This window comes from Bacillota bacterium, assembly GCA_013178415.1.
Lineage (GTDB): Bacteria > Bacillota > SHA-98 > Ch115 > Ch115 > Ch115.
The window spans coordinates 74,278-88,200 of sequence record JABLXA010000011.1 but is presented as its reverse complement, the minus strand read 5'-3'; the positions used below and the strand labels follow the sequence as shown (position 1 = coordinate 88,200).

General features: G+C 51.1%; 12 protein-coding genes. 6 read left to right on the top strand and 6 right to left on the bottom strand.

Annotation, left to right across the window (positions count from 1 at the left end; translation table 11 throughout):
* Positions 1–55 precede the first annotated feature (55 nt).
* Positions 56–1,129 carry a hypothetical protein gene (locus tag HPY52_10300; GenBank protein NPV80649.1) on the top strand — a complete coding sequence of 358 codons (1,074 nt, stop codon included), beginning with the start codon at positions 56–58 and terminating at the stop codon, positions 1,127–1,129.
* A gap of 406 nt (positions 1,130–1,535) precedes the next feature.
* Here the strand turns inward: HPY52_10300 and HPY52_10295 are convergent, their stop codons facing one another.
* Positions 1,536–1,832 carry a methyltransferase gene (locus HPY52_10295; GenBank protein ID NPV80648.1) on the bottom strand — a complete coding sequence of 99 codons (297 nt, stop codon included), beginning with the start codon at positions 1,830–1,832 and terminating at the stop codon, positions 1,536–1,538.
* 394 nt (positions 1,833–2,226) lie between these two features.
* Between HPY52_10295 and HPY52_10290 the strand changes: the two genes are divergently transcribed.
* Positions 2,227–2,712, top strand: a complete 486-nt coding sequence (locus HPY52_10290; GenBank protein NPV80647.1) for a tetratricopeptide repeat protein — start codon at positions 2,227–2,229, stop codon at positions 2,710–2,712.
* 67 nt (positions 2,713–2,779) lie between these two features.
* Here the strand turns inward: HPY52_10290 and HPY52_10285 are convergent, their stop codons facing one another.
* From HPY52_10285 to HPY52_10265, 5 genes are all read right to left on the bottom strand, one after another.
* A complete protein-coding gene (locus tag HPY52_10285; protein NPV80646.1) occupies positions 2,780–3,679 on the bottom strand; it encodes a carbohydrate ABC transporter permease in 900 nt (299 codons plus the stop codon).
* A 14-nt stretch (positions 3,680–3,693) separates the two neighbouring features.
* On the bottom strand, positions 3,694–4,587 hold the full coding sequence (locus tag HPY52_10280) for a sugar ABC transporter permease (GenBank protein NPV80645.1): 894 nt from the start codon (positions 4,585–4,587) through the stop codon (positions 3,694–3,696).
* A 64-nt stretch (positions 4,588–4,651) separates the two neighbouring features.
* Complete coding sequence (locus HPY52_10275) at positions 4,652–5,680, bottom strand: ABC transporter substrate-binding protein (protein ID NPV80644.1); 1,029 nt, start codon at positions 5,678–5,680, stop codon at positions 4,652–4,654.
* 18 nt (positions 5,681–5,698) lie between these two features.
* The gene (locus HPY52_10270) at positions 5,699–5,905 is read right to left on the bottom strand and encodes a hypothetical protein (GenBank protein NPV80643.1); all 207 of its coding nucleotides are present in this window, start codon (positions 5,903–5,905) and stop codon (positions 5,699–5,701) included.
* A gap of 255 nt (positions 5,906–6,160) precedes the next feature.
* Positions 6,161–7,168 (bottom strand): LacI family DNA-binding transcriptional regulator, encoded by a 1,008-nt coding sequence (locus tag HPY52_10265; GenBank protein ID NPV80642.1) that lies wholly within the window; start codon positions 7,166–7,168, stop codon positions 6,161–6,163.
* A 280-nt stretch (positions 7,169–7,448) separates the two neighbouring features.
* On the opposite strand from HPY52_10265, the gene HPY52_10260 reads away from it, so the two are divergent.
* The 4 genes from HPY52_10260 (at position 7,449) to cas8c (ending at position 13,922) form a co-directional block, all read left to right on the top strand.
* On the top strand, positions 7,449–8,762 hold the full coding sequence (locus HPY52_10260) for an MFS transporter (GenBank protein NPV80641.1): 1,314 nt from the start codon (positions 7,449–7,451) through the stop codon (positions 8,760–8,762).
* A gap of 382 nt (positions 8,763–9,144) precedes the next feature.
* Positions 9,145–11,301 (top strand): CRISPR-associated helicase Cas3', encoded by a 2,157-nt coding sequence (gene cas3 / locus HPY52_10255; GenBank protein NPV80640.1) that lies wholly within the window; start codon positions 9,145–9,147, stop codon positions 11,299–11,301.
* Between the two features lie 150 nt (positions 11,302–11,451).
* Positions 11,452–12,117 (top strand): type I-C CRISPR-associated protein Cas5, encoded by a 666-nt coding sequence (gene cas5c / locus HPY52_10250; GenBank protein NPV80639.1) that lies wholly within the window; start codon positions 11,452–11,454, stop codon positions 12,115–12,117.
* Entirely contained in the window at positions 12,111–13,922 is a 1,812-nt protein-coding gene (cas8c, locus tag HPY52_10245; GenBank protein NPV80638.1) for a type I-C CRISPR-associated protein Cas8c/Csd1, read from the top strand. Before cas5c ends, cas8c begins: the two co-directional genes overlap by 7 nt.
* Position 13,923: the final 1 nt, after the last annotated feature.

Genomic DNA, 13,923 nt, shown 5'->3' with positions numbered 1-13,923 from the left:
GGGGAGTCGCCGCATCTCCTTGGGCCAAGTCCCGGAGATTTCGGCGAGGCAGCATATGGAGTTCGCATTGAAGCCGGACTATGAAGAGACAAAAGCGCGTTATGACGCTTTCTGGCACAGGGAGATCGTTGACAGACCGCCCGTAAGCATCATCCTGCCTGTCGATAACCCGGCGCCATTGCCCAAGAAGACTTACAAGACTCACCGTGAAAGATGGCTGGATATTGAGTTTCGTGCAGAAGTAATGGCTATTGATCTCGCCAATCATATCTGCTATGCCGATGCGCTTCCAATTGCCTGGCCAAATATGGGGCCAGAGATCTTCAGCGCCTGGTGCGGTTGCGGATATGAATTCGGCGCTGATACTGCATGGAGCGAACCATGCGTTTATGACTGGCAGCGCGATGCTGATAAAGCTGTGTTCAATCCGGAGCATCCTCTCTTCAAAGCAACTATGGAATTTACCAGACTTCTCCTGGACCATGGGAGGGGCAAATTCATTGTGGGCCTTACGGATTTTCACCCCGGCGGTGATCATTTGGCTGCCTTACGGGACCCCCAGAAACTGGCTATCGACCTGATTGAAAACCTGGATGCAGTCAAAGCGAAGCTCCAAAGTTCTCAGCAAGAATACTTTTCTGTCTACAATATCTTTTATGAGATGCTTCGCGCTGAGGGTATGCCTATAACCTCATGGACACCATTGATTCATGATGGTCGCTATTATATTCCATCTAATGATTTCTCAGGGATGATCAGCAAGAAGATGTTCGACGAGATCTTCCTGCCTGGCATTATCGAAGAATGTCGTTTCTATGAACGCTCCATCTATCACTTGGATGGCCCTGGAGCTTTGCGCCACCTCGATTCTATATTAAAGATCAAGGAACTCAATGCAGTGCAGTGGGTCCCTGGAGCCGGCCGCGAAGGCTTTGCCAGATGGGTTGATGTTTATCAGAGGATCCAGAAGGCAGGAAAGGGAATCCAGCTAGGGATAACATTGGACGAACTACCCCTGGTTTTCGAGGCTCTGAAGCCCGAGGGGGTATGGTTCGCAAACATTAGCGGTATTGATAGCCGTGAGACGGCCGATAGGGTGTTGAGGCAGATCTCGCGGTGGAAGGTATGACGCCTGCTTACACATGAGCGAGCGCCGCAATGTCACCATGACCGGTTTCCCCCATCTGGTGGAGGCTCAATCCCCATTTTCCAGCACACGCAGCTGGCCCGATGCATAACATGTATCGCCCACATCTGTTAGCTGGGAAAGTCGCTGTGGTATACCGGAAAGGAGGGTCCATAGATGCCGGCTGCTCCGAAGGAATGGGGATTTGATTTCTGGTGGATCATTATAATCCTCCTTGTAGTCTTTTTCCTTTTCTTCTTTGTTTTCCCTCTCAATAAATAAAGTGCATCTTGGGTTGATAGAATCGCTTCCATAAAACCAGCCACCCGATGACTCTCATCCGCCGGATGCAAGTCTCGGGTGGCATGGGCATTTATCTATGAGCGTTCCAACGCCTTTATGGCATGTTTCACCCCGATTCTATGACGCGGACCCCGCCAAAAACGGATTTGATCTTATTCTCATACCATTGGCGTCGTTTTGTAACCATGATGAGACGGCCGCCGAGAATTAGGTGCGCAAACGCGCCCTCAATGAAACGTTTGGCCACGGAGAAATCTGTATGATAGGGAGGATTGGACATAATAACGTCAAAATCTTTATCTGGCACGTTCTCAAAGCCGTGGCTGAGCTCTATACGTATATGATCTACTCCATTTAGACATGTGTTACGTCTGGTGAGTCTCAAAATGCAAGAGTATGCCATTTATGACAACATCCATCATGAATACTGCTCCGTGTTTCGTTTATCCTTCTAAACTGATGATCCAATATACGAGACCAAGATCCCCATGTCAAAATCCGTTATTCAACCTATGCTAAGGATAGTTCCTTATGGGAGCGAGGATCCCTGCCAATGACAGCGAGGATCACCGGATTGGAGACTTATTATAGGTTGCTGGAAATATAGATTGCCAAGTCCAGAGTTGAAAGATAACCCGGCCATGTCACCGCACGGTTGCCAGGCGCGCCGTACACAGTTGGCTTACATTTCTAAATTCGAGCTTGGGCATCTATAGGCTGGAGATTGTCCTGGCAGGTGTTGGAGGCCTTCAGAGCGAATTCATAGATGAGGGGGCAAGTAAGGAGGGATGCCAAAGATGGGATACCGCATAGATGAAATCCGGGCTGCTGATCCCGAATTGCAGGCCAGAGTAAAGCAAGCCTTGGCTGAGGCCGAAAACCTTAGGCAGCAGGGGCGCTGTCAGGAGGGACTCGATCTACTGTCAGATGTGCTTGCATTCGGGATAATGAGAGCAGATATTCACTATAGGATGGGAAATCTCTATTTCGACTTAGGTGATCTCGACAGCGCGGAACGCGCGTATCGGAAAGCTATAGAATGTAATCCAGAGCATGTAAACGCCCATCATAACCTTGCCGTGGTCTGCAAGCGCAAGGGCAAGTTAGATGAAGCCGTAAGGCTTCGCAGGAGAGCTTTTGCGCTGGAAATGAAGCATCCTCCCAAGCCGCCGCAGGGGGCGGATGAAGATAATACCAAGAGGTTAAGTCCGGTACGAGTTGGCGCCTCGATCTGGCTCATCATAGGGATTGGCATCGCTCTCCTGCTCTTTCTACGTCACTAAGGAAGATGTATGGGCGCATCAGCTGGCAAAGGAGCGCCCATACTCGCCACTAATGGAGAGATGAAAATCATCCTTTAATCGCGCCTGCAGTGAGCCCAGCGACGATGCGTCGCTGGAAGAACAGAACCAGAATAATCAATGGCATGGTCACGATCACTGAGGCAGCGGCAATTTGGCCCCATGGGATGGTGTAGTCCCCGACTCCTTCAAAAAGTTGCATGGCGACGGGAACTGTGTAAGACCTGGCGTTATTTAGGAAGGTTCGGGCAAATAGGAACTCATTCCAGGCAAATATGAACACAAGGATTGCGCACGTAAACACCCCTGGCGCAGCCAATGGAATGATGACTTTTGTGAAAGCCTGCACCGGCGTGCATCCATCCACCTTAGCAGCCTCCTCCAATTCCATGGGCAAGTCCCGGAAAAATGCGGTAAGCGTCCAGATGGTAAGGGGCATTGCGAATGTAACATAGGGGAAGATCAATGCTAGCTTTGTATTCACCAAACCCAGCCGGGAAAAGAAAAGGTAAAGGGGGCTTACTATAGCTATGCCCGGGAACATGGAGACCGCAAGCACCATGCTCAAAATAAGATCCCGCCCGGGGAACTTCAGCCGCGCTAGGGCATAAGCAGCAAAAGAACCCACCAGGAGCGCCAGGAACATGGCTGAACCTGCGACTATGACACTATTTAAAATATTGAGGGCGAATGGACGTCCATGGAAGACCTCTATGTAATTCTTCCAGAATATAGGCCGTGAAATGAGTTCCGGCGGGGTTTTATAGAGCTGGTCAGGGGATTTGAGTGAAGTGCTGACAATCCAGAGAAATGGCGCAAGACAAAATGCCACGAGTAATACTACCCCCGCATAGAATGTGACATTACCTAGTTGTTTCTTCCAGTCATGACTTTTCCAGCCACGTCTTTGACCTGCTGTGTTTCGCGGCGGAGATTTCACGATGCTCATAATAGGACCCCCCATCAGCGGGAAGCGCTTGCTCCCAGGACCTTGATATAGACAAAACTAATCAGCATGACATACAGAAAAGTGGCTACAGATAGCGCCGAACCGTAGCCAAAATCGAGATTGACGGATAGCGATCGGTAGGTATAAATCGACAGGGATTCAGTGCTGAAACCCGGACCGCCGCCAGTGAGCACGAAGAGCAGGTCAAAGACCCGGGCTGCATCGAGCGTGCGGAAAAGTAGGGCCACTAAGATCGTTGGGCGCATAAGAGGTACTGTGATAAGCCAGAAACGCCTCCAGGCGTTGGCGCCATCAACCATTGCCGCCTCATACAGTTCTCCAGGAATCGTCTGAAGACCAGCCAGGAGAAGCAGAGCCATAAATGGAGTCGTTTTCCAGGTATCTGCGCCCACAGCAGCCCATAGAGCGAAGCTCGCGTCCGCAACCCATGGGATGTATTGGTGAATGATGCCTAATTCCTTCAAAATAGCATTGAAGATTCCATATTCGCTATTGTAGATCCAGGCCCACATGCGCGCCATCACGACAGTCGTGAGAGCCCAGGGCACGAGCACCGAGGCTCGGACAATGCCTCTGCCTTTAAATTCTCGATTGATAAGCAGGGCAATAGCCATTCCCAGGACAAGTTCGACCGCTACAGAAGAGCCCGCAAAGATGGTTGTCACTTTTACTGAGTTGAGGAAACGGCCATCTGAAAGCATGTTGATATAGTTTCCCAATCCGACAAAAGGCTGACCCAGGTAAGGGTATTTGAGGTTATACTCATGTAAACTTAACCAGGAAGCCGCAAGGACGGGAAAAAAGGCTATGGCACAGATGACAAGGACCGCTGGCGCCACCAGTACCTGGCCCAGCTGCGCCTCAGTCAGACTTTTGGGTGGCTTCATGCATTCTACCCCCTCATTTGCGGGTGAGGGGATTCCGCCCCTCACCCACCGCCCCGCCCGGTGGCTATTTCTTCGCCCGGTCGAGGATTTTCTTCATATCACGCAGCATGGCTTCCGCAGCAGCCTCGCCGGTCTTGGTTCCTGCCAGGACCGCAGCTATATGCGGCTGGATAGCCTCGACAGACATCTGAGGATACGCAGGAGTCACTGGCCGCGGTAAGGCGCCAAGGAATACATCGTGGAATTGTTTGAAATGCGGGAACATCTTCAGCACTTCCGGGTCATTGTAGACAGCCCTTCGCGCCGGTGGGTTGCCCCCCATGAGTGCTTTGATCTTCTGCGCTTCAAAGCTGGTCATAAATCTGACAACTTCCCAGGCTTCCTTTGGATGCTTGGTGAACCTGGAAATGCTGAGGTTCCATGTACCAAGGGTTGCTGCAGATTTCTTGCCCGGAGCATGGACCATGGGCACAATGCCGATCTTGCCTATGATTTTGGACATAGACGGATTTTGACCATTGGCATAGACTGATGGCCAACCCCTGTGGAAGACCGCCTTGCCTTCCAAGAAGACGGCCTGGCTTTCCGCTTCCTGCCATGTGGTGACCGCTGGTGGGGTGATCTTGTATTTATGAATCAGGTCACCCATCCACTGGAGGGAATCGGCGAGGGTTTTCTTATCAGCGACGAGATTGCCATCCTCATCCAGCATGCGGCCGCCCATGCCCCAAAATACTTCCAGCCATGCGCAAACAACGCCTTCGTACTGTTTACCCTGCCAGACAAAGCCATAGCGGTCAGGAGTTTGGAGTTTTTGGGCCGCTGCAACCAATTCATCGAAAGTTGATGGGGGTTTAATGCCTGCACCATCCAGCAGATCCTTGCGATAGAAGAGCATGCCTGCATTGTTAAACCAGGGTACCGCATAGATGTGACGCATGTAGGTTGTCCCCAGGAGGGGTCCTTCAAAATACTCATTCCGATCGGTGAACAGGTCATCAAGGGGAAGCAGCCATCCTGCTGAGGCAAATTCCGGGGCCCATGGGATATCTGTAGCCATGACATCGATGCTAGAATCCCGCGCAGCCAGCACAGTGACATACTTATCATGCTATTCTGTTGTGCTTGGGGGTAGCTCCTGGTAGTTTATTTTGATGTTATCATGGGTGGAATTGAACATCTCTACAAGTTTTACGTTGGCGCCTGATTGATCTTTTCCGCAAAACATGTTGATAACCACAGGCTCTTTAGCACACGCGCCAGCAACCATGCTCAGGACCAAAGTCAAGATAACGGAGAACATCAATATGCGTTTCATCAAGGCTTTACCCCTTTCTCTCCATATCATCCTGTTGTCTTTTGGAAACATCTGTCTTCTACGGTGCTAACCCACAGCCGTCCACGTGTCCACATGATAAATAAGCCTTAAGTCTACATCTATCACCCCCGTCATTTATCGCTGGTGCGATGTCCTGTGGGCCGGAGTCCGCAATTTCATTTTGCGTCCGAGCCCAGTCTGATAATGATGCGCCTGATGTGGCGGCGGAACTCCAAAATGAGCGATATGGTTCTCTTAATCTTCACGACGCCGGCAAGATGCCCGCTCCACCAGGCGACAAGGCAAGACAAATTGGTAATTCTCCACGTCAGCCTTTTGTATCAATCGATGCAGGACACTCATGGCTGTCCGGCCCATCTCAGTGATGGGCTGCTCTATGGTAGTAAGTTCCGGTGTGCACATAATTCCAAGCGGCACTCCATCAAAGCCTATTACTGAGATGTCCCCTGGCACGGAGAGCCCGGCTGCTTGCGCGGCTTTCATCGCGCCTATGGCCATCTCATCACTGGCCGCAAAGACCGCATCGATCTTTCGCCCGTTGGCGAGCAGCCTCTTCATGGCAGCCACTCCGCTCCCAAATGTCCAGTCCCCCTGAGTGATGAGGCTCGGATCAAGATCCAGGCCGTAAGCTTGCACTGTTTCCCTAAACCCCGCCAGCCTTAGCTGCCCGGGCCATGGATCTTCTAGCGGACCCCCGATGAAAGCAAGTCTGCGATGGCCAAGCTCAATAAGGTATCTAGTGGCCCGGCTCGCTTCCTTGAATTCGTCGATGACTATGGAGTAGAACTTGCCAGGCGGAACCTTTCTGCTGATGATTATTGCCGGAATATCTGCCTTCAGCAAACCCTCCTGGTCCTTTTCCTGGAAGTATGCGTTTAGATAGATAACACCGGCAGATCGATAGCCTTTTAGGATTTGAAGGTACTTGAGTGCCCTTTCCACATCATTATTTGTGATACATAGGACAAGAGTATAACCCAGATCACCGGCAACCTCCTGAATGCCCTGTAACAGTTGCGCATAGTAGAGGTTACTGATTCGGGGAAAGATCACGCCTACTATATTTGTGGCTGATCCTGCGAGCCCGCGCGCCAAGTCGTTGGGATGATAGTTGAGACTCGCCGCTATCTCCAAAACTCGTTCACGCGTAGGGCCCGAAATGCCGGGACGTTGATTCAATATGCGCGAAACCGTCGATTGAGAAACTCCGGCAGCTTGCGCGATGTCCTTAAGCGTGATCATAAGGTGGCATCTTCCCTTTGTTGGTGGTCATGTGCCTGCATATTCTCCTGTATGCTTGGATATGGTCGTTATTCTCGAGTTATTATTTCTGTCTATGCAAGCGCTTGCATTAGGTTAATTCTATAACATATGTCAGATTCCTTCTTTTTCGCCAGAGAATTTTTGAAGTGCGAGTGAGGAATTCCCATCCAGTGAGGAGGATATTTCCGAGGAGCAGTGAACCTGATATACTAGGCTATGCGCCATAAATATTGGAAAGAGGTATCATATGCCATCGCTTATGAATAGGATGACATCTTCAACTCCTGGCCTCAGGGCCATGCTCAAGATGCGCTTCGTGACACACTACCGTCGCATGGCGCATGGAATCAGCCGGAATGTGCGAATTCTCTTGCCGACAGAACCCCTGTGGGCTATTCCTGTCGCCTGGATCAGGACTTATGCCTCATTATTCATGGAACAGCTTGGACTGAACGCGGTCCAGATAGGTTGGCTCGCCTCCCTCACGTTGATAACTCAGATGTTGGTGGCGCCGTTTGGCGGCTATGTCGCAGATCGATTTGGACGCAAACGAACCCTCATCGTCTTTGACATATTCTCATGGGTTTTGCCGACGATCCTGTGGATGCTGGCCCGGAATGTCTGGTTCTTTGTAGCAGCTGCCATTCTTAATGGTATCAATATAATCATATGGCCTTCATGGTCTTGCCTTCTGGTGGAAGATACTCGTCCTGACCGCCGTCCAATCGTTTTTGCGGGTTTCCAGCTTGTAGTGTTGGGAGCGGGCCTCTTTTCGCCGATTGCAGGGTGGATTGTTGACAGATATGGCGTGATTCTCGGATGTCGTATCATCTATGCCGTGGCATTCACAACGATAACCATAATGACGTTCGTCAGAGGCCTTTTGACACGGGAAACTTCAGTGGGAGCCGCGATGGTGAATGAACTCCGTGGAGCCAGATTACGTGATTCTTTGGCCGGCTATCGGGAGATCTATGCTGAAGGATTCAAAAATCCCACCCTTATTTTGCTTTTCTTTCTGGTTGTGATCAACTTCGGCTATCAAGCCATCTGGACAACTTATTCAATTCTTTACATGACTCATCCGAAAGGCCTGGCTCTTTCTCCGGGTCTAGCCGCGGCATGGCCAACTTTTTCCTCCCTGGTGATGATCGCGACCCTTGTGTTACTCGTACCTCGAATACACGTGGAAAAGCTCCCTCACTGGCTCATCTTTAGTAGTGGCATGCTTTGCGTCGGCACATTGCTATTCATCCTGACGCCGGCAAATTCATATATCTTGCTAGCACTATCGGCTACTTTGATCGGAATCGGCACAGTCCTTGTAAACCCAGTGCGTGACGCATTTATTGCTAATGTGCTTGAAGACAGGCATCGCGCGACTTTGCTGGCTGGCATGAATTCACTTAGCATGATTGCCATCGTTCCTCTCACCCCTCTGGCTGGGCGCATTTTCGAGGTCAACCCCCGCGCTCCACTGGCCCTTCTTTTCCTGATCCTGTCTGCTGGAGTCTTTATATCTCTTGCGTTACGTCGCGTTTCTGTCACCGCCCATAAGGCAGAAGCTGAATAGGAATCGGGAGGGAACATTAGCATGGGCAAACAGTTTGGATGATGTTAATTTGAAGTCTAAACAAAAGTCTTACCTGAGCTCCGTTGAATCATTCCGCCTGTCGACCAAAGAAAAGCAGGGATATCCACATCATCTAGAGAAATTTGGTATAAGTATTTGGACGACATTAGACTCATGCACTCCCTAGGATTCAACTCATGCCCCGGATTCACAAAGGATAGGGTATGACCACTTTTTACACCGCAGAAGATGGAGCAGTTTTCGATATACAAAATACAAAGAGGACAACTTGCGATATACGGGTACGTTGGGGAAAGATGGGCTAAAGGATGGACCATTGAGAAAGAAAGGGATCGGAAAGGTGGCCTATTACGCGCATTCAATGGAGGGTGCTGGAGAAGACAGATGGCAACTTTTGAAGAATCATCTCGAAGGCACTGGCCAATTGGCAGCCCGATTTGCCAAGGGATTCGGAGCGAGCCTTTTTGCTCAGGCTGCTGGTTTGTTACACGATATTGGCAAGTATTCTGAGGAATTCCAAAGGCGTTTGAAGGGTAGTCCATTAACGGTGGATCATTCGACCGCTGGAGCTCAAGAGGCTGTGAGGCTGTATGGTGATGCGCTGGGCCGCATCCTGGCCTATGTAATTGCGGGCCACCATGCTGGGTTGCCTGATTATGGGAGTCCGGCAGATGATGATTCCCTCTGCAGACGTCTGCATAAGGATTTGCCTTACCGGTATGATGCGTACAAGAGGGAAGTGACCAGCTTACCAATAAAGGCGAGCCTGCCCATACGGCCATCCTCTGTAAACCCTGGATTCAGCCTCCAGTTTTTCATTCGATTTCTGTACTCCTGTCTTGTCGATGCTGATTTTCTCGATACAGAGGCTGCCATCGACCCACAGCGAGCGAGGGCACGTGGGGCCCACCCCGGGTTGCAGGAATTACTGCCCCATCTGGACAGGTATTTGGAGAGTAAGCGTACGTCGTCTCCCAAAACTCCTATAAACCGGTGGCGGCGTGAAATCCTGGAATCCTGCCAGGAGAAGGCAAATCTCTCACCAGGGCTCTTTACGCTGACCGTCCCGACCGGCGGCGGTAAGACTCTTTCATCTCTGGCTTTTGCATTGCGCCATGCAATCAAACATTGTATGGACCGGGTCATCTACGTGATCCCGTTCACCAGCATCATTGAGCAGAATGCGGCCGTTTTCAGGCAGATATTCGGAGAGAGTTGCGTGTTGGAGCACCATAGCAATTTCCAGTTCCATATTGATGACGACGAAACCTGGTCGCAAGAGCAATACAGGCTGATGCTTTCCACCGAAAACTGGGACGCGCCGATTGTGGTCACAACGAATGTCCAGTTTTTTGAGTCGCTATTCGCTGCTAAAGGCTCACGCTGTCGCAAGTTACACAACATCGCTAACAGCGTGGTCATACTGGACGAGGCCCAGATGCTGCCGACCCAATATTTGAAACCCTGTCTTCTGGCCCTGGCAGAGTTGGTGAGGAATTACCACACGGCTGTCGTACTTTGCACAGCAACACAGCCTGCCATAAAGACGTTTCTTCCAGACAATCTCGTCATCAAGGAATTAGCGCCAGATCCCCCAGCACTTTACGAGGCCTTTCGCCGCATTCATGTGGCCCAGCTGGGCGAAGTGGACGATGAGAGCCTGGCTACCATGATGAAGGAACATAGGCAGGCTCTGTGCATCGTCAACACTAGAGACCACGCATTGAAGGTGTACAAACTGATCCAGGGCAAAGGGGCATTTCACTTGAGTGCCCGGATGTATGCGGTGCATCGTTCTCGGAAGCTGCAGGAAATCCGGGACATTCTGAAGGAAGGAGGTGAGTGCCGTGTCGTTTCCACGCAGCTCATAGAAGCTGGCGTGGATGTGGATTTTCCAGTAGTCTACAGGGCTGTTGCAGGAGTCGATTCCATTGCTCAGGCGGCGGGCCGGTGCAATCGCGAAGGCAGGCTGCAGTCCGGGGGAAATGTATACATATTCAGACCTGAGCGCCATGGGCAGCCTCGCGGCTGGCTCAGCCGGACTGCAGCGGTAGCGGAGATGGTGATGCGAAATTACGATGACCCGCTGTCACTGGAGGCCGTGCGTCAGTACTTTGCACTGTTATATGACATTGAAGGTAAGAAACTGGATGAAAAAGAGATCATACAGCAGTTAGAGGCGGATGCAAAGCGCCTGGCTTTTCCCTTCCGGAGCATCGACCCGGCTTTTCGGATTATCGAGGGTGACATGACTCCAATCGTTATCCCACGCGACCCCGAATGCATCGAATTGGTGCAGGAAGCGAGATGGAACGGCGCAACTGCCCGGCTATCAAGAAGTTTGCAGCCTTATTCGGTTCAAGTCTATTTCAATGAGTATATGGATCTTTTGGATCGTGATGCTCTGGAGGTGATTGCGGGGCAGTATTGTGTGCTGAAGGATCTCACTCTCTATAGCGAGGAGACTGGATTGACTCGTAGTAGCTCTGTCTCCGCCGATGATCTTTTGATCTTCTGATGCTGGGTGAACGGGAAAAGTATTGAGAACCAGGCTTAACCCTGCTCCATGCGGGCTGAGAAGTGAGACAATCATGGACTGGATGATACCATGGAGTATTGCGTTCCATATGAGCGCCCGGTCCTAAACAAAACAAACGAGGTGGTGGATGTGGGATACGGCATTAAACTCAAAGTCTGGGGGGACTATGCATGCTTTACCAGACCGGAAATGAAGGCTGAACGGGTTAGCTATGACGTAATCACTCCGTCAGCGGCGCGCGGGATACTGGAGGCCATTCACTGGAAGCCCGCCATACGCTGGGTAATTGACAGAATCCATGTGTTCAATGAGATCAAGTTCGAGAATATCCGGCGTAATGAGGTGGGAAGCAAGATCCCGGCGAAGAATGTCAAGACGGCCATGAAAGGGGATCCAGTGGTATTGTGCCAGTACGCTGCGGACGACCGCCAGCAGCGCGCGAGCTTGCTATTGAAGGACGTAGCCTACGGCATCGAGGCTCATTTTGAATTGACTGAGCAGGCTGGTGAATCGGATACCCCCGAGAAGCACTATAACATGTTCCTGCGTCGGGCTCGAAGCGGGCAATGTTATCATCGCCCATATCTCGGGTGCAGAGAGTTCCCTGCCCAGTTCGAGTTGGTGGAGGGTGAGGACTTTCCCAGGTCTTTCTACAGTGGGGAAAAAGACCTCGGCTGGATGTTGCTTGACATTGATTTCGCTAATGGCATGGTGCCGAGGTTCTTTCGAGCAGTGATGCGTGATGGGGTGATCGATGTTCCTCCTATGCCTCAGGGGGAGGGGTCATCATGCTGATCAATGCCTTATACCAGTATTACCGGTTGCTGGCTTCTGGCCCCAACCCCGAGGTCCCTCTCCAGGGGTACAGCATGGCAAATGTCTCTTTTGCCTTCAACCTGTCAGAGTCTGGGGAGCTGCTGGATGTCATTCCATTGGCGGATCACAAAGGTAAGCGGGTTATCCCCGTGAAGATGCAAGTACCGGAGCAAGAAAAACGATCCTCCGGTATTGCGCCCAATTTCCTCTGTGACAATAGTAGTTACTTTATCGGCTTAGATAACAAAGGCGATAAGAGCAAGCCAGATAGATCAAACCAGACCTTTCAGGCTAGTAAGGATCTTCACTCCTTTATACTTGGCCAGGTAGATGACCCTGGTGCTAGAGCTGTTTGCAGTTTCTTTGAAAACTGGGTGCCGCGACAGGCAGCGGACCATCCTGTTCTCAAAAATTTCCTCGAAGATCTATCGTCCGGTGGTAACATTGTATTCCGGCTCGACGGGCAGCCAGGTTACATTCATGACCGGCCTGCGGTGAAGGCTGCCTGGATGCGATACAAGATGGGAAGGATTTCCACAGTCACCGGGCAGTGCCTGGTTATGGGCGAGGTCGCGCCCATTGCCCGGTTACATCCAAGCATCAAAGGAGTCAGAGGAGCGCAATCCAGTGGGGCATCTCTGGTATCCTTCAACTTGGATGCATTCACCTCCTATGGTAAGACTCAAAGTTACAATGCGCCGGTTAGTGAGGAAGTAACCTTTGGATATACCACTGCTCTCAATTACCTGCTGGCAAGCGACCGCCAGAGAATTCAACTTGACCCAGGTACCACGGTGGTGTTTTGGTCTGGAAGCCGGGCCAATGGTCCTGAGGAGAATCTCATGGCACAGCTCCTCTTTCCATCTGGCGATGGTAATCAGGAAGTTGGGCATCCTTCAGGCGATACAACCCTACCAGATAGGGAGACCATTCAACTGGTAGGGGATATCCTGCACCGAATACAGAATGGGCAGCCTATCAGCGTTGATCCTGCCAGGCTTGACCTGGGGTCACAATTCTACATCTTGGGATTATCTCCCAATGCCAGCCGGCTGTCGGTGCGGTTCTGGCATGTTGATACCTTTGGCAGACTGTTGGATCGAGTGGTATCGCATTATAGGGATCTGGCCATGATCCGTCCCTTGAAGGGGGATGAACCGGAATTCATCCCGGTGTCCAGGCTTCTCCTGGAGACAGCACCTCTGGGCGATCGAGAAAAGATCCCACCTCTCCTTAGCGGTTCTGTGATGAGATCTATACTCGGTGGAGGCCCCTATCCCCAGGGGCTCTATACCGCAATAATCTCGCGCATTCGAGCTGACCACAATGTCAATTATGTGCGGGCGGCCATTCTCAAGGCATCTCTAATTCGTAAGAAGAGATTTCAAGGTCAGATCACTGGTATGAATACGGAGGTGAGTATTACAGTGAGTCTAGATGAACAAAACACCAACACAGCTTATCGCCTTGGCCGGCTTTTCGCTATCCTCGAAAAGGCGCAGCAGGAGGCAACTCCCGGCCTGAACGCTACCATACGTGATCGCTATTTTGGAGCTGCTTCCGCTACTCCCAGAGCGGTCTTTCCGCAGCTATTGCGTCTTGCCCAGCACCATATCTCCAGGGCGGAATATGGCGGCTTGTTGGATAAGCAAATCGAGAAGGTCATGTCCGGGATCCACGAGTTTCCTTCGTATCTGAACCTTGCAGAACAGGGCCTGTTTATGCTCGGTTATTACCATCAGCGTCAGGCTTTCTATCAGAAAGAAGAAAAGAAAGAGGGATGAG

Bases quoted from the DNA above. Each gene is read 5' to 3' on its own strand.
- HPY52_10290 (NPV80647.1), top strand. From the start codon at position 2,227: ATGGGATACCGCATAGATGAAATCCGGGCTGCTGATCCCGAATTGCAG.
- HPY52_10270 (NPV80643.1), bottom strand. From the start codon at position 5,905: ATGAAACGCATATTGATGTTCTCCGTTATCTTGACTTTGGTCCTGAGC.
- HPY52_10260 (NPV80641.1), top strand. From the start codon at position 7,449: ATGAATAGGATGACATCTTCAACTCCTGGCCTCAGGGCCATGCTCAAG.
- HPY52_10295 (NPV80648.1), bottom strand. From the start codon at position 1,832: ATGGCATACTCTTGCATTTTGAGACTCACCAGACGTAACACATGTCTA.
- HPY52_10280 (NPV80645.1), bottom strand. From the start codon at position 4,587: ATGAAGCCACCCAAAAGTCTGACTGAGGCGCAGCTGGGCCAGGTACTG.
- HPY52_10285 (NPV80646.1), bottom strand. From the start codon at position 3,679: ATGAGCATCGTGAAATCTCCGCCGCGAAACACAGCAGGTCAAAGACGT.
- HPY52_10265 (NPV80642.1), bottom strand. From the start codon at position 7,168: ATGATCACGCTTAAGGACATCGCGCAAGCTGCCGGAGTTTCTCAATCG.
- cas8c (NPV80638.1), top strand. From the start codon at position 12,111: ATGCTGATCAATGCCTTATACCAGTATTACCGGTTGCTGGCTTCTGGC.
- HPY52_10300 (NPV80649.1), top strand. From the start codon at position 56: ATGGAGTTCGCATTGAAGCCGGACTATGAAGAGACAAAAGCGCGTTAT.
- cas3 (NPV80640.1), top strand. From the start codon at position 9,145: ATGGAGGGTGCTGGAGAAGACAGATGGCAACTTTTGAAGAATCATCTC.